General features: G+C 72.3%; 19 protein-coding genes. 12 read left to right on the top strand and 7 right to left on the bottom strand.

Going from position 1 to position 19,573, the window contains the following annotated elements; translation table 11 throughout:
- The coding region (locus ACZ5XS_RS44585) for a phosphotransferase (RefSeq protein WP_468661397.1) at positions 1-524 on the bottom strand (524 nt) is incomplete at its 3' end.
- A 379-nt stretch (positions 525-903) separates the two neighbouring features.
- On the opposite strand from ACZ5XS_RS44585, the gene ACZ5XS_RS44580 reads away from it, so the two are divergent.
- From ACZ5XS_RS44580 to ACZ5XS_RS44555, 6 genes are all read left to right on the top strand, one after another.
- The gene (locus ACZ5XS_RS44580) at positions 904-2,130 is read left to right on the top strand and encodes a prenyltransferase/squalene oxidase repeat-containing protein (RefSeq protein WP_468661395.1); all 1,227 of its coding nucleotides are present in this window, start codon (positions 904-906) and stop codon (positions 2,128-2,130) included.
- On the top strand, positions 2,127-2,765 hold the full coding sequence (locus ACZ5XS_RS44575; RefSeq protein WP_468661393.1) for an SCO2322 family protein: 639 nt from the start codon (positions 2,127-2,129) through the stop codon (positions 2,763-2,765). Before ACZ5XS_RS44580 ends, ACZ5XS_RS44575 begins: the two co-directional genes overlap by 4 nt.
- Complete coding sequence (locus tag ACZ5XS_RS44570) at positions 2,758-3,921, top strand: energy-coupling factor transporter transmembrane component T (protein WP_468661391.1); 1,164 nt, start codon at positions 2,758-2,760, stop codon at positions 3,919-3,921. Before ACZ5XS_RS44575 ends, ACZ5XS_RS44570 begins: the two co-directional genes overlap by 8 nt.
- Positions 3,918-5,600 (top strand): ABC transporter ATP-binding protein, encoded by a 1,683-nt coding sequence (locus ACZ5XS_RS44565; protein WP_468661389.1) that lies wholly within the window; start codon positions 3,918-3,920, stop codon positions 5,598-5,600. Before ACZ5XS_RS44570 ends, ACZ5XS_RS44565 begins: the two co-directional genes overlap by 4 nt.
- A complete protein-coding gene (locus tag ACZ5XS_RS44560; protein ID WP_468661387.1) occupies positions 5,597-6,421 on the top strand; it encodes an ECF transporter S component in 825 nt (274 codons plus the stop codon). The genes ACZ5XS_RS44565 and ACZ5XS_RS44560 overlap by 4 nt, the downstream gene beginning before the upstream one ends.
- 304 nt (positions 6,422-6,725) lie before the next feature.
- Positions 6,726-7,145: an aggregation-promoting factor C-terminal-like domain-containing protein gene (locus tag ACZ5XS_RS44555; RefSeq protein ID WP_468661385.1), complete on the top strand. Its 420-nt coding sequence runs from the start codon at positions 6,726-6,728 to the stop codon at positions 7,143-7,145.
- 85 nt (positions 7,146-7,230) lie between these two features.
- Here ACZ5XS_RS44555 and ACZ5XS_RS44550 read toward each other — a convergent pair whose 3' ends face one another.
- Positions 7,231-7,626, bottom strand: a complete 396-nt coding sequence (locus ACZ5XS_RS44550; protein ID WP_468661383.1) for a RidA family protein — start codon at positions 7,624-7,626, stop codon at positions 7,231-7,233.
- A gap of 137 nt (positions 7,627-7,763) precedes the next feature.
- Between ACZ5XS_RS44550 and ACZ5XS_RS44545 the strand changes: the two genes are divergently transcribed.
- Positions 7,764-8,738, top strand: a complete 975-nt coding sequence (locus tag ACZ5XS_RS44545; protein ID WP_468661381.1) for a helix-turn-helix transcriptional regulator — start codon at positions 7,764-7,766, stop codon at positions 8,736-8,738.
- 37 nt (positions 8,739-8,775) lie between these two features.
- Here ACZ5XS_RS44545 and ACZ5XS_RS44540 read toward each other — a convergent pair whose 3' ends face one another.
- Complete coding sequence (locus ACZ5XS_RS44540; protein WP_468661379.1) at positions 8,776-9,945, bottom strand: steroid 3-ketoacyl-CoA thiolase; 1,170 nt, start codon at positions 9,943-9,945, stop codon at positions 8,776-8,778.
- 252 nt (positions 9,946-10,197) lie between these two features.
- On the opposite strand from ACZ5XS_RS44540, the gene ACZ5XS_RS44535 reads away from it, so the two are divergent.
- Positions 10,198-11,433 carry a cytochrome P450 gene (locus ACZ5XS_RS44535; RefSeq protein WP_468661378.1) on the top strand — a complete coding sequence of 412 codons (1,236 nt, stop codon included), beginning with the start codon at positions 10,198-10,200 and terminating at the stop codon, positions 11,431-11,433.
- A 78-nt stretch (positions 11,434-11,511) separates the two neighbouring features.
- On the opposite strand, the gene ACZ5XS_RS44530 is transcribed toward ACZ5XS_RS44535, so the two are convergent.
- Positions 11,512-13,575, bottom strand: a complete 2,064-nt coding sequence (locus ACZ5XS_RS44530; protein WP_468661376.1) for a bifunctional glycosyltransferase 87/phosphatase PAP2 family protein — start codon at positions 13,573-13,575, stop codon at positions 11,512-11,514.
- A 387-nt stretch (positions 13,576-13,962) separates the two neighbouring features.
- On the opposite strand from ACZ5XS_RS44530, the gene proP reads away from it, so the two are divergent.
- Together proP and ACZ5XS_RS44520 are read left to right on the top strand one after the other, a co-directional pair.
- The gene (gene proP / locus ACZ5XS_RS44525) at positions 13,963-15,327 is read left to right on the top strand and encodes a glycine betaine/L-proline transporter ProP (RefSeq protein ID WP_468661374.1); all 1,365 of its coding nucleotides are present in this window, start codon (positions 13,963-13,965) and stop codon (positions 15,325-15,327) included.
- A gap of 125 nt (positions 15,328-15,452) precedes the next feature.
- Positions 15,453-16,124 (top strand): O-methyltransferase, encoded by a 672-nt coding sequence (locus tag ACZ5XS_RS44520; protein WP_217240587.1) that lies wholly within the window; start codon positions 15,453-15,455, stop codon positions 16,122-16,124.
- 20 nt (positions 16,125-16,144) lie between these two features.
- Here the strand turns inward: ACZ5XS_RS44520 and ACZ5XS_RS44515 are convergent, their stop codons facing one another.
- The 3 genes from ACZ5XS_RS44515 to ACZ5XS_RS44505 all read right to left on the bottom strand — a co-directional run bounded on the left by ACZ5XS_RS44515 (position 16,145) and on the right by ACZ5XS_RS44505 (position 18,234).
- Positions 16,145-16,537, bottom strand: coding sequence for an FHA domain-containing protein (locus ACZ5XS_RS44515; RefSeq protein ID WP_468661372.1), 393 nt, complete (start codon positions 16,535-16,537; stop codon positions 16,145-16,147).
- 314 nt (positions 16,538-16,851) lie between these two features.
- Positions 16,852-17,538: a hypothetical protein gene (locus tag ACZ5XS_RS44510; RefSeq protein ID WP_468661370.1), complete on the bottom strand. Its 687-nt coding sequence runs from the start codon at positions 17,536-17,538 to the stop codon at positions 16,852-16,854.
- A 6-nt stretch (positions 17,539-17,544) separates the two neighbouring features.
- The gene (locus ACZ5XS_RS44505; protein ID WP_468661368.1) at positions 17,545-18,234 is read right to left on the bottom strand and encodes a hypothetical protein; all 690 of its coding nucleotides are present in this window, start codon (positions 18,232-18,234) and stop codon (positions 17,545-17,547) included.
- Between the two features lie 176 nt (positions 18,235-18,410).
- Between ACZ5XS_RS44505 and ACZ5XS_RS44500 the strand changes: the two genes are divergently transcribed.
- Both ACZ5XS_RS44500 and ACZ5XS_RS44495 read left to right on the top strand, forming a co-directional pair.
- Positions 18,411-19,025: a dihydrofolate reductase family protein gene (locus tag ACZ5XS_RS44500; protein WP_468661367.1), complete on the top strand. Its 615-nt coding sequence runs from the start codon at positions 18,411-18,413 to the stop codon at positions 19,023-19,025.
- Positions 19,026-19,047: 22 nt separating this feature from the next.
- Entirely contained in the window at positions 19,048-19,485 is a 438-nt protein-coding gene (locus ACZ5XS_RS44495) for a GNAT family N-acetyltransferase (RefSeq protein WP_468661365.1), read from the top strand.
- The last annotated feature ends 88 nt before the right edge of the window (positions 19,486-19,573 follow it).

The following is a 19,573-nucleotide window of genomic DNA, read 5'->3' as shown; positions in this document are numbered from 1 at the left end:
AGCTGCCGTCGGGCCGGTAGCCGCAGACGCCGAATCGCCCTGGAGGCGATTCGCCTTTCCCTGCCCTGCTCCGCAGGAGCTTCGTTTCCTCCCCGGCCTGAAGGCCGGGGTATCCACGAACGAATCACGATGACCCGGGGACCGTCGGCGGTGAGGACGACGTTGTCCGGGTGGAGGTCGAGGTGGAGGACGCGGCCCGAGGAGCGGCGGGGCGGGACGGCGTGCAGGTCGCGCAGCAGCCGGGCGAGGGTGGTGCCCGCCTCGTCGAGGGATAGGGAGCCGGTCAGGACCGCCTCCAGCATCGTCGGGCCGTACAGCCGCTCCAGCACCAAGTCGGTGCGGGTGGAGTCGGCCGGGCGGACGCGCGGCACCGGGTAGCCGTGGCCGCGCACGTACTCCATGACCTCGCCCTCGGCGGCCGCGTCCCCGTGCCCCTGCCGGTCGCGGCGCACCACCCACGCCTCGTCGATCTCGTACACGTCGTTGGCCCGGCCGGAGCCGAGCAGTCTCCCCGTCGGCTGCATGGGGCCGAACCTACCCGGGCGCACAGGCTGCCCTCAGGGGCTTCGTTACGCACCGGTAGAGTGGCCGGGTCGTATCACACCCGTACGGGGGGAAGCCGGTGCAATTCCGGCGCTGACCCTCCCCCAGTGCCTTAGGGGTCCTTTCACTATGCCCGTCCGGGTCGCGCGCTCATAGTGAAAGGACCCCTTAAGGGCCTGGGAGGGACCCCCACCGTGAACCGTTCGCGAGAACGGTGAGCCGGACTGCCCCGGACGGTCGTGACCGGCTCACGTGCACCGGCAACCGGCCGGTGTGCGGCACCGTCGAGGTATACGGAGCCGAGCCGCCGGGGTGTCCCGTGCTGCCCGGCTCCCCTTCAGGGAGAGGCACCCGCCGATCATGAACGTCCGCCGCAGCGCCGCGGTACTGGCCGCCGCCACCGCCGTGATCGGTGCCGCCGTGCCCGCCGTCGCCGCCGACCCGTCCCCCTCCGCCTCGCAGGCGTTGCCCGCCGCGCTCTACGGCGGCACGGACCCGACGTACGACGGTGTCTGGCGCCAGTCCCTCGCCCTGCTCGCCCAGCACACGGTGGGGGTGAAGCCCGCCGCGAAGTCCGTCGGCTGGCTGACCGGACAGCAGTGCGCGAACGGCGCCTTCGCCCCCTACCGCGCCGACCCCTCCACGGCCTGCGACCAAAAGCTCATGGTCGACACCAACAACACCGCAGCCGCCGTCCAGGCCCTCGCCGCGCTCGGCGGCCACGACGCCGTCACCGGCAAGGCCGTCGCCTGGCTCAGGTCCGTGCAGAACAAGGACGGCGGCTGGGGCTACACCCCGGGCGGCGCCAGCGACACCAACTCGACGTCCGTCGTCGTCGGCGCGCTGACCGCCGCGGGAGAGAAGCCGCAGGACGTGCGCAAGGGTGAACAGGGGCCGTACGACGCCCTGGTGAAGCTCGCCCTGTCGTGCGAGGGCCCCGACGCCGGTGCCTTCGCCTTCCAGCCCGACAAGAAGGGCGAACTGGCCGGGAACGCGGACGCCACCGCGGCCGGTGTCGTCGGTGCCCTCGGCCAGGGACTCGTGGTCGAGCCCGCCAAGCAGGCGGAGGCCGCGACCTGCGCGGACTCCGGCTATCCGTCCCCGCAGCAGGCCGCCGCCAACGGTGCCGCCTACCTCACCAAGGCCCTCGCCAAGGACGGCCACCTCACCTCCGCCCTCCCCGGCTCCACCGACCAGCCCGACTACGGCAACACCGCGGACGCCGTCGTCGCCCTCGCCGCGCAGGGGCAGACCGCGGAGGCGAAGAAGTCGCTGGAGTGGCTGGAGAAGAACTCCGGGAGCTGGGCGGCGCGGAGCGGTCCCGCCGCCTACGCCCAGTTGATCTTCGCGGCCCACGCGACCGGCACGGACCCGCGCGACTTCGGCGGTGCGGACCTGGTGAAGCAGCTCAACGCGACGGGGCCGGCTCCCGAGCCGGCGACCGCCAAGAGCGAGGCCGACGGCAAGGACGACTCCGGCAGCGACTCGGGCAGCGGCGACGTCTGGTGGATGGTCGGCGCCGGCCTCGCCGCCGGAGCGGGCGTCGGGTTCCTGCTGAGCAGCCGCAGGAAGAGGCAGCAGCCGTGACCCGCCGTTGTGCCGCGGCCCTCGTGGTCCTGGTCGCGTCCCTGCTTCTGGGGAACGCGGGCCCGGCCCAGGCCGCCGGCTACCGCTACTGGTCCTTCTGGGACCGTGACGGCAACCAGTGGACGTACGCCACCCAGGGCCCCTCGACCACCCGGCCCTCCGACGGTGACGTCCAGGGCTTCCGTTTCGCCGTCAGCGAGGACTCCGGCGACGCGACCCGGCCGCGCGGCACGGCCGACTTCACGACGATCTGCGCGAAGACGCCGGCGCAGGACGGCAGGAAGCGTGTGGCCCTGGTCATCGACTTCGGTACGACGACGGACGCCCCGGCCGGCGAGACCCCGCCGGCGGCCCGTACGGCCTGCGCGGTGACCGCCCCCGACGCGACGACGGCCGAGGCCCTGGCCGCCGTCGCCAAGCCCCTGCGCTACGACACCGACGCCCTGCTGTGCGCGATCTCGGGCTATCCGCAGGCGGGCTGCGGCGAGCCGGTGGGGCGTCGGCGAGCGACGGCCGCGCCGGAGAAGGACGCCGAGGACCAGGGCCCGTCACTCGGCCTGTTCGCCGGTGCCGCGGCCGTGGCGGCACTGGGCGCGGCGGCGGTGTGGCAGGCAAGGCGGCGCAAGCATGCCTAGCGTGCCCGGCGGCACCTCGAGAGTGGGGGAGGGTGGGCGCAGCGGCACCCGGCAGGCGCCGGTGAGCGTCCCCACCCCCCGGCGACAGCCTCGCGCGGCCTTGCATCCCGGCGCCTGGTGGCTCTGGGCCCTCGGCCTCGGCACCGCCGCCACCCGCACCACCAACCCCCTCCTCCTCGCCCTCCTCATCGCCACCTCCGCCTACGTCGTGGCCACCCGCCGCCCCGACACCCCCACCGCCCGCTCCTACACCGCCTTCGTGAAACTGGCCCTGGCCGTCATCCTCATCCGCCTCGTCTTCGCGACAGTGCTCGGCTCCCCCGTCCCCGGCACGCACGTGATCGTCTCCCTCCCCGAAGTCGCCCTCCCCGACTGGGCGCAGGGCATCCGCCTGGGCGGCAAGGTCACCGCCGAAGGTCTCCTGTTCGCCTTCTACGACGGCCTGCACCTGGCCACCCTCCTCATCTGTGTCGGTGCCGCGAACGCCCTCGCGAACCCGGCCCGTCTCCTCAAGTGCCTCCCGGGCGCCCTGTACGAGATGGGCGTGGCCGTGGTCGTGGCCCTCACCTTCGCCCCGAACCTGATCCTCGACGTCCAGCGCCTGCGCGCCGCCCGCCGTCTGCGCGGCCGCCCCGACAAGGGCGTACGGGGTCTTCTCCAGGTCGCGCTCCCGGTCCTGGAGGGCGCACTCGAACGCTCCGTCGCCCTCGCCGCCGCGATGGACGCCCGCGGCTACGGCCGGACCGCCGACGTCCCCGCCCCGGTCCGCCGTACGACCACCGCCCTCACCCTCGGCGGTCTGCTCGGCGTCTGCGCGGGAACGTACGGGCTGCTGACCGCCGAGGGCGGCGCGTACGGCCTTCCCGTCCTCCTCCTCGGACTGGCCGCCGCCCTCGCGGGCCTCCGCCTGGGCGGCCGGCGCTCACTGCGCACCCGTTACCGCCCGGACCGCTGGACCGTGCGCGCCTGGCTGGTCGCCGGCTCCGGCGTGGCGGTGGCCGCGCTGTTCGTGACGGCCTCCGTCCACGACCCCGAGGCCCTGAACCCGGGCGTGGTCCCCCTCGTCGCCCCCACCCTGCCCCTGTGGCCCGCGGCGGCCGTACTCCTCGGCCTGCTCCCGGCGTTCGCCGCCCCCGACCCCAAGGACCCGTCGTGATCCGCTTCGAGAACGTCTCCGTGACGTACGACGGCGCCGCCGAACCCACCGTCCAAGGCGTGGACTTCGAGGTGCCGGAGGGTGAACTGGTCCTGCTGGTGGGTCCGTCGGGGGTGGGAAAGTCCACCGTGCTGGGCGCGGTCAGCGGTCTCGTGCCGCACTTCACCGGCGGCACCCTGCGCGGCCGGGTCACGGTGGCGGGCCGGGACACCCGCACGCACAAGCCGCGCGAACTCGCCGACATGGTGGGCACGGTGGGCCAGGACCCGCTCTCCCACTTCGTGACGGACACCGTCGAGGACGAACTCGCCTACGGCATGGAGTCGTTGGGCCTCGCCCCGGACGTGATGCGCCGCCGCGTGGAGGAGACTCTCGACCTTCTCGGCCTGGCCGGCCTGCGCGACCGCCCCATCGCCACCCTCTCGGGCGGTCAGCAGCAGCGGGTCGCGATCGGCTCGGTCCTCACCCCGCACCCGAGGGTCCTCGTCCTCGACGAGCCGACCTCCGCGCTCGACCCGGCCGCCGCGGAGGAGGTCCTCGCGGTCCTCCAGCGCCTGGTCCACGACCTCGGGACGACGGTGCTCATGGCCGAGCACCGCCTGGAGCGCGTCGTCCAGTACGCGGACCAGGTCGCCCTTCTCCCCGCGCCCGGCTCGGCCCCCGTCCTGGGCACCCCCGCCGAGATCATGGCCGTATCGCCGGTGTACCCGCCGGTGGTGGACCTGGGCCGGCTCGCGGACTGGTCCCCGCTGCCGCTGACGGTCCGGGACGCCCGGCGACGGGCGGGCGGCCTGCGGGAGCGGCTGACCGGACGCGACGGCACCCGGGACACACCGTCCGTCCCCCCGGCGCCGCCCGAACCCGCCGCTCCCGTCGCGTCGTCCCGTTGGCGCCTGCGCAAGAGGCCCGCCCCCGCACCGACCGCCGCGGCTGTGACCGAAGTCCGCTCCCTCACTGTTCGCCGCGGCCGCGTCCAGGCCCTGCGCCACGTCGACCTGACCGTCGCACCCGGCGAGACCGTGGCGCTCATGGGCCGCAACGGCGCCGGAAAGTCGACGCTGCTGTCCGCGCTGGTCGGCCTGGTGGAGCCGGCCGCCGGAGCGGTGCGGGTCGGCGACGTCGTACCGCACCGCACGGCGCCCCCCGAACTCGTCCGCCGCGTGGGTCTCGTACCGCAGGAGCCACGCGACCTGCTGTACGCCGACACGGTCGCCGCCGAGTGCGAGGCCGCCGACCGGGACGCCGGCGTGGCGGTGGGCACCTGCCGGGCCCTGGTCACCGAGCTGCTTCCCGGTGTCACCGACGACACCCATCCCCGCGACCTCTCCGAGGGCCAGCGGCTCGCCCTCGCGCTGGCCGTGGTCCTGACGGCCCGTCCTCCCCTCCTGCTCCTCGACGAGCCGACCCGGGGCCTGGACTACGCGGCGAAGGCCCGCCTGGTCGCCGTGCTGCGCGGGCTGGCGGCCCAGGGGCACGCGATCGTCCTGGCGACACACGACGTGGAACTGGCCGCCGAGTTCGTGCACCGGGTGGTGCTCCTCGCCGACGGCGAGGTGATCGCGGACGGTCCGACGGCGGACGTGGTGGTGGCCTCTCCCTCGTTCGCCCCGCAGGTCACGAAGATCCTGGCGCCGCAGAAGTGGCTCACGGTCGCACAGGTGAGGCGGGCGCTGGCATGACGGACACCCGCCAGGCCAGGGCCGTCCGGCTGGGCCCTCGCTCCCTCACCGCCCTGGTCCTCGTGAGCGCGGTCGGCGTGGCCGCCCTGGGCTGGCCGTTCCTCGCCCCGCCGGCCTCCCGGGCCGGCGCGCACGCGCAGGATGCCCCGTGGCTCTTCGCGGGGCTGCTGCTCCTCCTGGTGGCCGTCCTGGCGGCGACGATCTCCGAGTCCGGACTCGGCCCGAAGGCGGTGGCGATGCTCGGCGTACTGGCCGCGACCGGTGCGGCCCTGCGGCCCATCGGCGCCGGGACGGCCGGCATCGAGCCGATGTTCTTCCTGATGGTGCTGAGCGGTCGCGTGCTCGGCCCGGGCTTCGGATTCGTGCTGGGCTCGGTGACGATGTTCGCGTCGGCGCTGCTCACGGGCGGGGTGGGCCCGTGGATGCCGTTCCAGATGCTGGCGATGGGCTGGTTCACGATGGGCGCGGGCCTGCTGCCGGGCCCCGACCGCCTGCGCGGCCGCCCCGAACTCGCGCTCCTCGCCGTCTACGGCTTCCTCTCCGCCTTCGCCTACGGCACGATCACCAACCTCGCGGGCTGGACCTTCATGAGGGAGAACGCCTCGAACATCGCCTTCCAACCGGACGGCGCGGTCGCCGCCAACCTGGCCCGCTTCGTCGCGTATTGCCTGGCCACGTCGCTCGGCTGGGACGGGGGCCGGGCGCTCGTCACGGTCGCCCTGACGGTGACGATCGGCCCGGCGATCCTGCGGGCCCTGCGCCGCGCCACCCGCCGGGCGGCCTTCGAGACACCGGTCACGTTCGGCTCCCGCGCCGAGTGAAGCACCCCACATGACGCAGGTCACCTACGAAGTCGGGCCGTAGCCGTCAGCGCGTGGCAGGTACGCGCACGCAGCGCCTCTGACCTGCGCATTGAGAGCCAGTTCACATGGCGGACCAAACCCCCACATGCGGCCACAATTAGTAAAAGCGGTCATTGCGGACGCAGTCCCGGCCTGTTTCTCTGGATGACGTCGCACGGCGCCGACGTGCCCCCAGGGCCTCGGCGCCGCGGCATGCCACCGCCGCCCGCACCGGCTGGTCACGGCAGGCCCGGCACCCCCGTCCCCGAAGAAATGGTTCTCCGTGTCCGTCACCCGCATCGTTCGTCGCGTCGCTTCCCCGAAGAAGGCCCTCACCGCCGTGGCGCTGGCCTCAGCCGCCGCCGGCATGGCCCTGACCGCGGCCCCCGCCCACGCGGCCACCACGGTCTCGGCCACCGAGGCGAAGTCGATCGCGCACAAACTGATCCCGGACACCGCGCAGTACAACGCCTTCAGCAAGATCGTCGAGCACGAGAGCGGCTGGGACGTCGACGCCACGAACGCCTCCTCCGGCGCCTACGGCCTGGTCCAGGCCCTGCCCGGCTCCAAGATGGCCTCCGCCGGATCCGACTGGAAGACCAACGCCGAGACCCAGATCGAGTGGGGCCTCGACTACATGAACTCCCGCTACGGCAGCCCGACCGGCGCCTGGGCCTTCTGGCAGGCCAACGGCTGGTACTGATCCGCCCCCGGTCAGCCCCTCCACGCGCCGCAGGGCCGGTCGTGCCGGTTCGACGGGCACGAGCAGCGGAGGGGACGAGATCACCTCACGCGACGGCGGTGCCCTCGAGCTCGACCATCTGGCCGGTGATCGCCAGACGCGTCACCCCGAGCATCGTGGTGGCCGGCGCCACCCCGGCGGCTCCCAGCCGTCCCGCCAGCTCGCCGTAGTGCTGGAAGAGCAGGTCGACGTCGGTCGTGTAGACGTTGAGCCGGACGAGATGCGAGAGGGACATGCCCGCCTCGGCGAGCACGGCCTCGACGTTGTCGACGCTCAGCGCCAGCTGCGCCGCCATGTCACCGTCGTGCTCGGGCTTTCCTTCGCTGCTCATCGCGGTCTGCCCCGAGATGTACAGGGTGCGCGAGTGCCCGGAGACGACCTCACCCTGGTTGAAGCCCATCTCCACCGACCACGACACCGGGTTGACCGCATTTCGTTCCATCGCAGCACTGGTTCCCTTCGATTCACGGACCGTACGTGGTTCATCGGCTCGGCCATGCCGAGCTTCTGACGTCGTGTGAGGGAGCCTCCCAACAAAACATGACACCCTTGGTCATGTATTTTTGTTAGCTTTTTCCCGTGCGGGCCGACCGGTTGGTTTCCCTGGTACTCCTCCTGCGTCAGCGCGGCCGGATGACCGCGGACATGCTGGCCAGTGAGCTTGAGGTGTCCACCCGCACGGTGCTGCGCGACATGGAGGCGCTGTCCGCGGCCGGTGTCCCGGTCTACGCCGAACGCGGCCGGCACGGCGGTTTCGCGTTGCTGCCCGATTTCCGGACGGCGCTCACCGGACTGAACCACGACGAGGCGCTGGCCCTGCTGGTCGTCGGATCACGGCGCGGCGCCCAGCTGTTCGGCCTCGGCTCGGCACTCGCCTCCGCCATGCTCAAACTGGTCGACGCCCTGCCCGAAGGCCTTCGGGACACCGCGGCCGGCGCGGCGCAGCGCCTGCTCATCGACCCGGAGACCGACCTCCTCTCGCGCCGCGTGGCCGCGGACGAGGTGTCCGACACCATCGCGACCGAGGTCCGACGCGCGGTGTTCGCCGGACACAGGCTGCGCATCCACTACGCAGCTGTGGACCAGACCCCGAAGTGGCGCACGGTGGACCCGATCGGCCTGGTCACCGTCCGCGAGCAGGGCTACCTGCTGGCCACGAGGGGCGGCGCGGACCGCACGTACCGGCTGTCCCGGGTGCTGGCCGCCGAGGCGCTGGACGAACCCGCGCAGCGTCCGGGCACGGTCGACCTGGACCAGGCCTGGCAGGAACGCAGCGCGCGGTTCCGCACCGGAGGCGACCAACTCGCCGTACTGGTACGGGTGGAGCCGGCACGGCGGGACCAGCTGGTGGGCACCGCGCTGGCCGTCCGCGCCGAGGAATCCGACGCGGACGGCCGGCTGCGACTGCACCTGGTCTTCCAGGACGCGCGGCACGCCGAGTGGGCCATGTGGCAGCACGCCCCGCACGCGGAAGTCCTGGCCCCGGAAGAACTGCGTGCCACCCTGCACCACCGCGCCGCCGTGATCGTCACCCGCTATGAAGCGTCATCCTGAGCGGCCACGGCGACCTGGACGGCTGCGTGGACGGCGACTACAGCCGCTGAATGATCGTCCCGGTGGCCAGCCCGCCGCCCGCGCACATCGTCACCAGCGCGAACTCCTTGTCCACGCGCTCCAGTTCGTGCAGCGCGGTCGTGATGAGCCGGGCCCCGGACGCCCCGACGGGGTGCCCGAGCGCGATCGCGCCGCCGTTGACGTTGACCTTCTCCAGGTCCTGTTCGAAGACCTGCGCCCAGCTGAGCACCACGGACGCGAACGCCTCGTTGATCTCGACGACGTCGATGTCCTTCATCGACATGCCGGCCTTCCCCAGCACCGCCCGCGTCGCGTCGATCGGCCCGTCCAGGTGGAAGTGCGGGTCGGCGCCCACCAGTGCCTGGGCGACGATCCGTGCCCGGGGCCGCAGCTTCAGCGCGCGGGCCATCCGCTTGGACGCCCACATGATCGCCGCCGAACCGTCGCTGATCTGGGACGAGTTGCCCGCCGTGTGCACGGCGGTCGGCATGATCGGCTTGATCCGGGCCAGCGCCTCCATGGACGTGTCGCGCAGCCCCTCGTCCCGGTCGACCAGCCGCCACATGCCCTGGCCGGCCCGCTGTTCCACCTCCGTCGTCGGCACCTGCACGGCGAACGTCTCGCGCTTGAACCGCTCCTCGGCCCAGGCCACCGCGGCCCGCTCCTGCGAGAGAAGCCCCAGCGAGTCGACGTTCTCCCGCGTCAGGCCCCGGTGTCGGGCGATCCGCTCCGCCGCCTCGAACTGGTTCGGCAGATCCACGTTCCACTCGTCGGGGAACGGCTTGCCCGGCCCGTGCTTCGACCCGGACCCCAGCGGCACCCGCGACATCGACTCGACGCCACAGCTGATGCCCACGTCGATCACGCCCGCGGCGATCATGTTGGCCACCATGTGCGAGGCCTGCTGCGAGGATCCGCACTGCGCGTCGACGGTCGTCGCCGCCGTCTCGTACGGCAGCCCGACGGCCAGCCAGGCCGTGCGCGCGGGGTTCATGGACTGTTCGCCGGCGTGGGTGACGGTGCCGCCGACGATCTGTTCGACGCAGTCGGCGGGGATGCCGGTGCGGCCGAGGAGTTCACGGTAGGTCTCGCCCAGGAGATAGGCGGGATGCAGGTTGGCGAGCGCGCCGCCGCGCCTGCCGATGGGGGTGCGTACGGCCTCGACGATCACGGGTTCCGCGGCCATGGGGAGTTCCTCTCCTCCGGTACCCGCGCGGCGCGGGGGCGTCCCGGCCCAGCCCGCCACGCGGAACTAGTACGTGTTCTAGTTCCACCTGCAGTCTGCTGACCGGTCACCCACCACCGCAAGGGGCGTGCAGCCAATTCGGGGCGCCACGCCTCTTGCTACTTCTAGAACCCGTTACTACCTTCACGGCGACCTCATCCCTGATGGACCGTCAGGCAACACCACGGCCCAGACCCTCAGCTGGAGTCGCCCATGCCCTGTCCAGCTCTCCCCGACGGGTTCGACTTCTCCGACCCCGATCTGCTGCAACACCGCGTCCCGCTGCCGGAGTTCGCCGAGCTGCGCCGAGCCGAGCCGGTCCGCTGGATCCCCCAGACCGCGAACCTCGCCGGTTTCCAGGACGACGGGTACTGGGCCGTCACCCGGCACGCGGACGTCAAGTACGTCTCGACGCACCCGGAGCTCTTCTCCTCGTACCTCAACACGGCGATCATCCGCTTCAACGAGCACATCGAGCGCGACGCGATCGACGCCCAGCGGCTGATCCTGCTCAACATGGACCCGCCGGAACACACCCGCGTCCGCCAGATCGTGCAGCGCGTGTTCACCCCGCGGGCCATCCGCGCCCTGGAGGACACCCTGCGTGCCCGAGCCCACGCGATCGTCGCGGAGGCCCGCGCCCGCTCCGGCTCCTTCGACTTCGTCACCGAGGTCGCCTGCGAGCTGCCGCTCCAGGCGATCGCCGAGCTCATCGGGATCCCGCAGGACGACCGGGCCAAGATCTTCGACTGGTCCAACAAGATGATCTCGTACGACGATCCGGAGTACGCGATCACCGAGGAGGTCGGCCAGGAATCGGCCACCGAACTCATCGCGTACGCGATGAACATGGCCGCCGACCGCAAGCGGTGCCCGGCCAAGGACATCGTGACGACCCTGGTGTCGGCCGAGGACGAGGGCACCCTCAGCTCGGACGAGTTCGGGTTCTTCGTGCTGATGCTGGCCGTCGCGGGCAACGAGACCACGCGCAACGCCATCACCCACGGCATGCACGCCTTCCTCACCCACCCCGACCAGTGGGAGCTGTACAAGGCGGAGCGGCCGGCGACCGCCGCCGAGGAGATCGTCCGCTGGGCCACGCCGGTCAACTCCTTCCAGCGCACCGCCACCCAGGACACCGAACTGGGCGGCAAGCAGATCAAGAAGGGCGACCGGGTCGGCCTCTTCTACGCCTCCGCCAACCACGACGCCGAGGTGTTCGAGAACCCGGACGCCTTCGACATCACCCGCGACCCCAACCCCCACCTCGGCTTCGGCGGCGGAGGCCCGCACTACTGCCTCGGCAAGTCCCTGGCTGTGCTGGAGATCGACCTCATCTTCCACGCGATCGCCGATGCGATGCCCGGCCTCAGGCCGACGGGAGACCCCCGGCGACTGCGCTCCGCGTGGATCAACGGCGTCAAGGAACTCCAGGTCAGCACCGGCTGACCGGCCGGCACTCGGGCCGACGGCTTCCCGGCGCCGTCGGCCCGTCCGACCTGCGCCCTCGGTCCCGCCCGCACCGGTTCAGCTCGGAGCGGCATCCTTCAGGTCCTTCACGCGGGCCGGCTCGCTGTCGGCGGCGACGGCCGTCGTCAGCCGTGCCCGCGGCCCCTGGAACAGATACGCCAGCCCGAACCCCGCCACCACGGCCAGCGCACCGCCCGCCGCGTCCAGCACCCAGTGGTTGCCGGTCACCACGATCGCCGTGACCGTGAAGAGCGGGTGCAGCAGGCCCAGGGCCTTCATCCACCACCTCGGCGCGATGATCGCGATGACGAGCCCGCACCACAGGGACCAGCCGAAGTGGAGGGAGGGCATCGCCGCGTACTGGTTGGTGAGGGCGGTCAGGGTGCCGTAGTCCGGTTTGGAGAAGTCCTGGACGCCGTGCACGGTGTCGATGATGCCGAGGTTCGGCATCAGGCGCGGCGGCGCGAGCGGGTAGAGCCAGAAGCCGACGAGGGCGAGCAGGGTGGTGAAGCCGAGGGAGGAGCGGGCCCAGCGGTAGTCGACGGGGCGGCGCCAGTACAGGACGGCGAGGACGCTCAGCGGGACGACGAAGTGGAACGACGTGTAGTAGAAGTCGAAGAACTCGCGGATCCAGTCGACCTTGACGACCGCGTGGTTGGCCCAGTACTCGATGTCGATGTGGAGCCATCGCTCCATGTCGTGGATCTGGTGGCCGTGCTCCTCGGCCCTGGCCCGGCCGGCCGAGTTGGAGCCGCCGGTCGCCGCGAGGCGCACCTGCTGGTAGGCGGCGTACGTGACGCGGATGAGCAGCAGCTCCAGCAGGAGGTTGGGGCGGCTGAGGACCCGGCGCAGGAAGGGCAGGAGCGGCACGTGCCGCAGGCGTGCGGGGACGGGTGCGGCGTACCGCGTCGGGATCGGTGACTGGTAGTACGGCGAGGTGCGGGACAGGAACGGGACGACGGTGGCCGCCGCGACGGCCGCGAGCAGCACCGCGTTGTCCCGCAGGGCGTACAGCGCCGCCATGTTCGGCAGCATCATCTTCGCGGGCAGCGTCATCACCAGGACGACGGCGACCGGCCACACGTACCGGTCGGAGGCCCGCTTGCCGACCCGGCCGACGACCGCGAGCAGCACCCACAGCAGTTGGTGCTGCCAGGTGGTCGGCGAGACGGCGATCGCCGCGCAGCCGGTGATCGCGACGGCGAGCAGGAGCTGTCCGTCGCGGGCGTAGCGCACGGCGCGGCTCAGGCCGAGGGCGGCGACGGCGGCGCCCAGCAGCAGGAAGAGGGCGATCTCCAGGGGGCCGGACAGGCCCAGGCGGAGCAGGAACCCGTGCAGGGACTGGTTGGCGAGGTCGTCGGCCTTGCCGCCGAGGCCCACGCCGGCCATGTGGTGCACCCAGTAGGTGTACGAGTCGTGCGGCATCGCCGCCCAGGCGAGCGCCGTACAGCCGGCGAACGTGACGCCGGTGGACAGGGCGGCCTTGCGGCGGCCGGTGAACCACAGCAGCGGGGCGAAGAGCAGGACCGTGGGCTGCAGGGCGGCGGCGAAGCCGATGAGCAGGCCGCTGGCGCGCTGGCCTCGTACGGCGAAGCAGCCGAGCAGCACCAGCAGGACCGGGATGACGCTGGTCTGGCCGAGCCAGAGCGTGTTGCGCACCGGCAGCGACAGCATCAGCAGGCTGATCGCGACCGGCGCGGCGAGCAGGGAGGCGCGGCGGCCGACGGGCTGGGGCAGGGCGCGGGCGGCGACCAGGCCGAGCGCGACGACCAGCAGCAGCGTGCCGAAGGTCCAGCCCCAGCCGAGGGCCTGCTCGGCGGCTCTGGTGAGCGGCTTCATCACCAGTCCACCGAAAGGAGTACCGGTGAAGCGCGTCGAGTCGTACAGCGAGCCGTTCACATGCAGGACGCCGTTCGGACCGACCCAGGTCTCCAGATCCGTCAGCCGGTCCCCCCGCGGGGTACTGAGGACGACGGCCACCTGCCGGACGGCGAGGACCACGGCGACCAGCCACAGGCCGAGCCGGGCCGCGCGGAGGCGGGCCCGGGCAGGCGTGGCCGGGCCGCCGGCCGTCGCCCCGAACGCTTCTGCCGGTCGCCCGCTGTGCTCCGCATTTGCCACGCCGCGTCGGCCTCCCGCCCCGGTCGTCCCACGCATCGCTGCGCCGGATCGCTCAGCGAGCCCTTGAGGGCTCGCGCCGTCCCCCGGAGAGAGACGCGGGCAACCCCTGCTTCACCTGACGTCCGCTCTCCTTTTGTCCGGATGACGATAGTCCGCCGGAGATTCGGATGCCTGCGCAGGACGCGAGAAGGATCACAACGAGTCACCGGGACATCCACTCCGGGGCCGCGACACGGGCCTGCACACGGCGCATTTACGTGCACCCTGCAAGCAATCGTGTACGGCACGTGAACAGGACAAGTACCCCTATGGTCGATTTTCTGCCTGCCCGCCGGCGCTGTCGCGCAGGACCGTCCCCGTCCCCGTCGAAAGGAGGCGAGCGTCGTTTTGCCGACCGCCCCAGTCGCCCCGTCCCCGTCCCCCGTCCCCACCCCGGAGCACGCCACCGTCACGGACCCGGCTCTCGTGAAGCGCGCCGTCCGGGCCGCCGCGCTGGGCAACGCGATGGAGTGGTTCGACTTCGGTGTCTACAGCTACATCGCGGTCACGCTGGGCAAGGTCTTCTTCCCGTCCGGCAACCCCACCGCCCAGCTGCTCTCCACGTTCGGCGCCTTCGCCGCGGCCTTCCTGGTCCGCCCGCTCGGCGGCATGGTCTTCGGGCCGCTCGGTGACCGCGTCGGACGGCAGAAGGTCCTCGCCGTCACGATGATCATGATGGCCGCGGGCACCTTCGCCATCGGTCTCATCCCGTCGTACGCCACGATCGGCGTCGGCGCTCCGCTGCTCCTGCTGGCCGCCCGCCTGGTCCAGGGCTTCTCCACCGGCGGCGAGTACGCGGGCGCCTCCACCTTCATCGCCGAGTACGCCCCCGACAAGCGGCGCGGCTTCCTCGGCAGCTGGCTGGAGTTCGGCACGCTCGCCGGGTACGTCGGCGGCGCGGGCCTGGTCACGCTGATGACCGCCCTGCTGTCCACCGACTCCCTGCTGAGCTGGGGCTGGCGGATCCCGTTCCTGATCGCGGGCCCGATGGGCCTCATCGGCCTGTACCTGCGGATGCGCCTGGAGGAGACCCCGGCGTTCGCGGCCGAGGTCGCGAAGGCCGAGGCGGACCGCCCGAAGGTGCCGCTGCGCGAGATGATCACCGGCCAGTGGCGGGCGCTGCTGCTCTGCGTCGGCCTCGTGCTGGTCTTCAACGTCACCGACTACATGCTGCTGTCGTACATGCCGAGCTATCTGACCAGTGAGCTCCGGTACGACGAGACGCAGGGTCTGCTCGTCGTCCTGGGTGTGATGGCCCTGATGATGATCGTCCAGCCCTTCGCCGGCGCACTGAGCGACCGGATCGGCCGCCGTCCCGTCATCGCCGCGGGCTGCGCGGGCTTCCTGCTGCTGTCCGTCCCGGCCCTGCTGCTGATCCGCCAGGGCAGCCTGCTCGCGGTCGCGCTCGGCATGGGCGCGCTGGGCCTGCTGCTGGTCTGCTTCACGGCGGCGATGCCGTCCGCGCTGCCGGCGCTGTTCCCGACGAGGGTCCGCTACGGCTCCCTGTCCATCGGCTTCAACGTGTCGGTGTCGCTGTTCGGCGGAACGACCCCGCTGGTGGTGACGGCGCTGATCGGCGCGACCGGGAACATGATGATGCCCGCGTACTACATGATGGCCGCGGCCGTGATCGGCGGTGTGGCGGTGTGGTTCATGGCGGAGTCGGCCGGCCGCCCGCTGCCGGGCTCGGCGCCCTCGGTCGAGGGGCACTGACACCGTCTGGGCCGATCGGCTGAAACCCGCCCGCGGGAAGTCCCTGACAGGCAACCGGCACGCGACTATATTCGTTAGCACAGCTAGTTAGCAATTCTAACTAGCCATACGAAAGGCACAGGTGCATGAGCGAGTCGCAGCGCTGGGACGACGTCGACGACTACTTCACCACCCACCTCGCGCGGGACGACGAGGCCCTGGAGGCGGCCCTGCGCGACAGCGAGGCGGCCGAGCTGCCGCGCGTCAACGTCACGGCGCCCCAGGGCAAGCTCCTCCAGCTCCTCGCCGAGATCCAGGGCGCCCGCACCATCCTGGAGATCGGCACCCTCGGCGGCTACAGCACCATCTGGCTGGCCCGCGCGCTGCCCGCCGACGGCCGCCTGATCTCCCTGGAGTACAGCCCCCGGCACGCCGAGGTCGCCACCCGCAACATCGCCCGCGCGGGCCTGGACAAGCTGGTCGAGGTGCGGGTGGGCGCGGCCCTGGAGTCGCTGCCCAAGCTGGCCGACGAGAACCCGGCCCCCTTCGACCTGGTCTTCATCGACGCCGACAAGGCCAACAACCCGCACTACGTGGAGTGGGCGCTCCGGCTGACCAGCGTCGGCAGTCTGATCGTCGTCGACAACGTGGTGCGGGACGGCCGGGTCGCCGACGCCGACAGCACCGCCCCCGACGTCCAGGGCACCCGGACCGCCATCGAACTGATCGGCAAGCACCCGAGGCTGAGCGGTACCGCGATCCAGACGGTGGGCGGCAAGGGCTACGACGGCTTCGCGCTGGCGCGGGTCCTCGCGTAGCCCCTGCTCCCGCCTCCCCCTCAGACCTCGTGGTAGAAGCCCACGTTGACGCTGCGCGGGGCGGTGCGGTCCTGGACGATGATCTCACCGCTGCCTCCCCTGGGCAGCGGCACGGTCCCGCCGTAGGTGAGCGGCTGCGCGTACTCGCCGACGGTGAGGCGGACCTCGGAGGACGGGTCGGGCTGGGAGCCCTGCAGCCAGGTCAGGTGCCAGGTGCCGTCCGGGCCGCAGAGGAACTCCAGGTGGACCCTGGAGACGAACAGCCAGTCGTCCGGTGTCGCGAGACGGCACACGGACTTGTCCCGGCCCACCCGCAGCACGGCCCCCGGCTCGCTGGGTGAGTCGGCCATGAGCATGCCGGCCGTGGCACCCTCCTCCGCCGCGGAGACGGCGGCCATGGTGAGTTCGAGCACGTGCGCTCCTCCTGAAGTGTCCTTACACAGCCGCCGCATGATAGATCGCCCGGCCCGGGGCCGTCCGGCACAATCGGCTCTCGACCGAGCGAACACCACCCGGAATTCCGTTCGAGACCGGAGTTTCCCTCGCGCTGCGCAAGGCCGGCGTCACGATCCACGACGTCACGTTCACACCTCCGTCCGGTCCCCGCCGGACATGCATACTGCCGTACGGCGTCGAGGACGCCGTACGGCAGTGGCGGGAGCGCCGGGCGCCCCGGGCCCGGGCCCGAAGGCCCACATGGTCCGAAGGCCCTCGTGGCCCGGAGGCCTCAGATACGCAGCAGCCGCTCCGCCAGTTCGCGGTAGTCCCGCAGCGCCAGGCGGAGTTGTTCGGTGTCGGTGGACGTCGTCGGCTTGCCCTCGGTGCCGCTGTCCGTGGCCTGCCACGAGTTGCGCAGGGTACGGCGTCGCTGCGTCACCGCGTCGGTGAAGCGGGCGGCGGCCTCCTCCAGGACGTGGTCGGCCTCCTCGACCGCGGTCTTCGGCCCGTCCACGAATCCGGCGACCGCGTGCTGCAGCCGCTGGGCGAGCTTGTCGCTCTCGTCGTGCGGCAGCAGGCTCGAGCCGTGGGCGCCGTCGTGGCCGCCGGCACCGCGCTCGCCGCCGTGGCCGCCGTGGCCGCCGTGGCTCTGCTCGGAACCGGTGACCAGCGGCGCCGCGTCCCTCGAGGTCCCGGAGGGGCCGTGGCTGCCCGGGGTGCCCGCCGGGGCCGGGGCGCCGTCGCGGCCCGTGGCGGTCTCGCCGCCGAGCCCGCCGGTGGTGGCGCCGGAAGCCGCTCCGCCCCGCTCCGTCTCACGGCCGCGTCCTGCGCTCGTGTCCGTCGGCACGTTGCCCGCGACCTTCTCGCCCGTCACCGGGTCACGGCCCGGGGCCGCCGGCGGAACCGTCGCCCGCCCCCGCGGCTTCCCGTCGCGCGGGGCGCCCTCGGCACCCGCACCGCTCGTCGCATCCGTCATGTTCGCTCAACTCCCCTTCGCGTGGTGGCGCCTGGTGAATCCCCACGGCTGGTGGGCACGGCCGTCACCGCGGCCCTGTGCCGTACCGCCGTCGGACCTTTCGACGGTCTTCCGGGACTCCTCCCGGTGCCGGGCCGGGCGCACCAGGTCCTCGAACAGGGCCCGTGCCTCGACCATGGCCTCGCGCATCTCCTCGGTGCCGGACCGGCCGTCGCCGTTCTGCGCCCCGTTTCCGCCCGCGGCGGCGACGCGGTGCAGGCGCCGGTAGCCGTGCACGTGGTGTGCGTGGTGCACGGACAGCGCGTCGAGCTGTTCGTCGTGCCGCGCGCCGTCCGGGAAACCCCGGGCGCCGGCCAGCTCGGCGAGCAGCCGGTCCGCCTCGGCCACGGCCTCCCGGGGCGAGTCGACGAACCGCTCCTGGGCGGCCGTCCAGCGGGCTTCGTACTGCTCGCGCTGCGCGGGCTCCAGGGACCGCTCGCGCAGCGATCCGTGCCGCTCCACGCGTTCGGCCAGTTCCTGTTCGGCCGCCTTGGCGTCCCCGTCGTGCCGGGCCACTGCCCGGTCGTACTCGGGCCCGAAGCGCCGCTTCAGGTTCTGGCCGCCGGGCCCGCGCCGGGCCCGCGACATCAGGACGGCCGCGACGATCACGATGGCCGCCACGATCACGATCAGAGCGATGATCACGCCTGTGGACATGAGTGCCTTCCGGGTTCTCGACCCAACCGGCTCTCCGTACGGGCCGGTTTCCCCGACCGGGTAGCCCGGGCGGCGGCACCCAAACGGTCTCCGTATTCGTGGTGACGGCGTGTCGATTCGGCACCGGCCCGGTCGACGCACAGGTGTAGAGGGAGTCACCGACCGAGGAGGTTGTGATGGGTGAGGTCATCGCACGGCTGGCCATGTCGCTCGACGGGTACGTCGCCGGTCCCGACTCGGGACGCGAGCACCCGCTCGGCATCGGCGGGGAGCGGCTGCACCAGTGGCTGTACGGACTGCGGACGTTCCGGAGGATGCAGGGGATGGAGGGCGGGGACACCGGCCCCGACGACCAGCTGATCGCGGCGTGGACCGAGCGGCCGGGCGCGGTGGTCATGGGTCACGGCATGTACATCAACGGTGAGCTCCCGTGGGGCGAGGACCCGCCGTTCCACATGCCGGTCCACGTCGTCACCCACCATGCGCGCGAGTCGCTGGTGAAGCAGGGCGGCACCACCTTCCACTTCGTCACCGAGGGCCCCGGGCACGCCCTCGCCCTCGCCCGGAAGGCGGCCGGGGACAAGGACGTCTCGCTGGCCGGCGGGGCGGACCTGGTGCAGCAGTTCATCCGGGCCGGATGGCTGGACGAGTTGCTGCTGCACGTCGTGCCCGTGCTCGCCTGCGGCGGCCGGCGGCTCTTCGACGGGCTCGGGGACCAGCACATCGAGTGGCGGAAGACGCAGGTGCTGGACTCGCCCGGGGTGACCCATGTCCGGTTGCGGGCGGCGTAGGCGCGCTCCGGCAAGGGGCGCCATGACGACACGGACCGTCGCCCCGCACCCCTTCGAGTCCGCGGTCGCCGCCGCGCTCCGGCGGGCGCACCGCACGGAGGCCGGCGACCGCTGGTACCTGCTCCACACAGGGCGCCGGACCGGCCCCGGCGAGCAGGAACGGGAGATCGCCGTCACCACCCGGGGCGAACTCGCCCCTCCTTCGATTCAGTTGCTCGTCGGCCGTACGGCGGCCGCGCGGCCGTGCGGGACGTACGGCCGCCGGAGGGCGGGGGCACCGAGCCGACCCGGGTGTCCTGGACGTGGGGATGCGGGGCCGCGGGCCAGAGGGGGCGCCGCCCTCCCCGTGCGGGCGTGCGGGCCGCGGAGGACGCCGGGCGCCCCCTCGGTGTCCGGCGGATCGTCCTCGGCACCCGGTGACCTCGTGGACGCCCGCGCCCTGTACACGCGGCTCGGCTAGTAGTGCTTCGTTAGGTCTTTGCGTTCTCACTGATCAAGAGCATGTTGGGAGTGTGGACAAGCATGAAGTGAACCGATTACGGGCTGCG

Source organism: Streptomyces sp. NPDC033131, assembly GCF_055578365.1.
The sequence above is the reverse complement of the archived record's forward strand: the minus strand, read 5'-3'. Positions and strand labels throughout refer to the sequence as shown.

What these genes read in the sequence shown, in the direction of transcription:
- ACZ5XS_RS44580 (WP_468661395.1), top strand. Translation starts at nt 904, where the DNA reads ATGAACGTCCGCCGCAGCGCCGCGGTACTGGCCGCCGCCACCGCCGTG.
- ACZ5XS_RS44570 (WP_468661391.1), top strand. Translation starts at nt 2,758, where the DNA reads ATGCCTAGCGTGCCCGGCGGCACCTCGAGAGTGGGGGAGGGTGGGCGC.
- ACZ5XS_RS44560 (WP_468661387.1), top strand. Translation starts at nt 5,597, where the DNA reads ATGACGGACACCCGCCAGGCCAGGGCCGTCCGGCTGGGCCCTCGCTCC.
- ACZ5XS_RS44550 (WP_468661383.1), bottom strand. Translation starts at nt 7,626, where the DNA reads ATGGAACGAAATGCGGTCAACCCGGTGTCGTGGTCGGTGGAGATGGGC.
- ACZ5XS_RS44540 (WP_468661379.1), bottom strand. Translation starts at nt 9,945, where the DNA reads ATGGCCGCGGAACCCGTGATCGTCGAGGCCGTACGCACCCCCATCGGC.
- ACZ5XS_RS44535 (WP_468661378.1), top strand. Translation starts at nt 10,198, where the DNA reads ATGCCCTGTCCAGCTCTCCCCGACGGGTTCGACTTCTCCGACCCCGAT.
- ACZ5XS_RS44520 (WP_217240587.1), top strand. Translation starts at nt 15,453, where the DNA reads ATGAGCGAGTCGCAGCGCTGGGACGACGTCGACGACTACTTCACCACC.
- ACZ5XS_RS44510 (WP_468661370.1), bottom strand. Translation starts at nt 17,538, where the DNA reads ATGACGGATGCGACGAGCGGTGCGGGTGCCGAGGGCGCCCCGCGCGAC.
- ACZ5XS_RS44505 (WP_468661368.1), bottom strand. Translation starts at nt 18,234, where the DNA reads ATGTCCACAGGCGTGATCATCGCTCTGATCGTGATCGTGGCGGCCATC.
- ACZ5XS_RS44500 (WP_468661367.1), top strand. Translation starts at nt 18,411, where the DNA reads ATGGGTGAGGTCATCGCACGGCTGGCCATGTCGCTCGACGGGTACGTC.
- ACZ5XS_RS44495 (WP_468661365.1), top strand. Translation starts at nt 19,048, where the DNA reads ATGACGACACGGACCGTCGCCCCGCACCCCTTCGAGTCCGCGGTCGCC.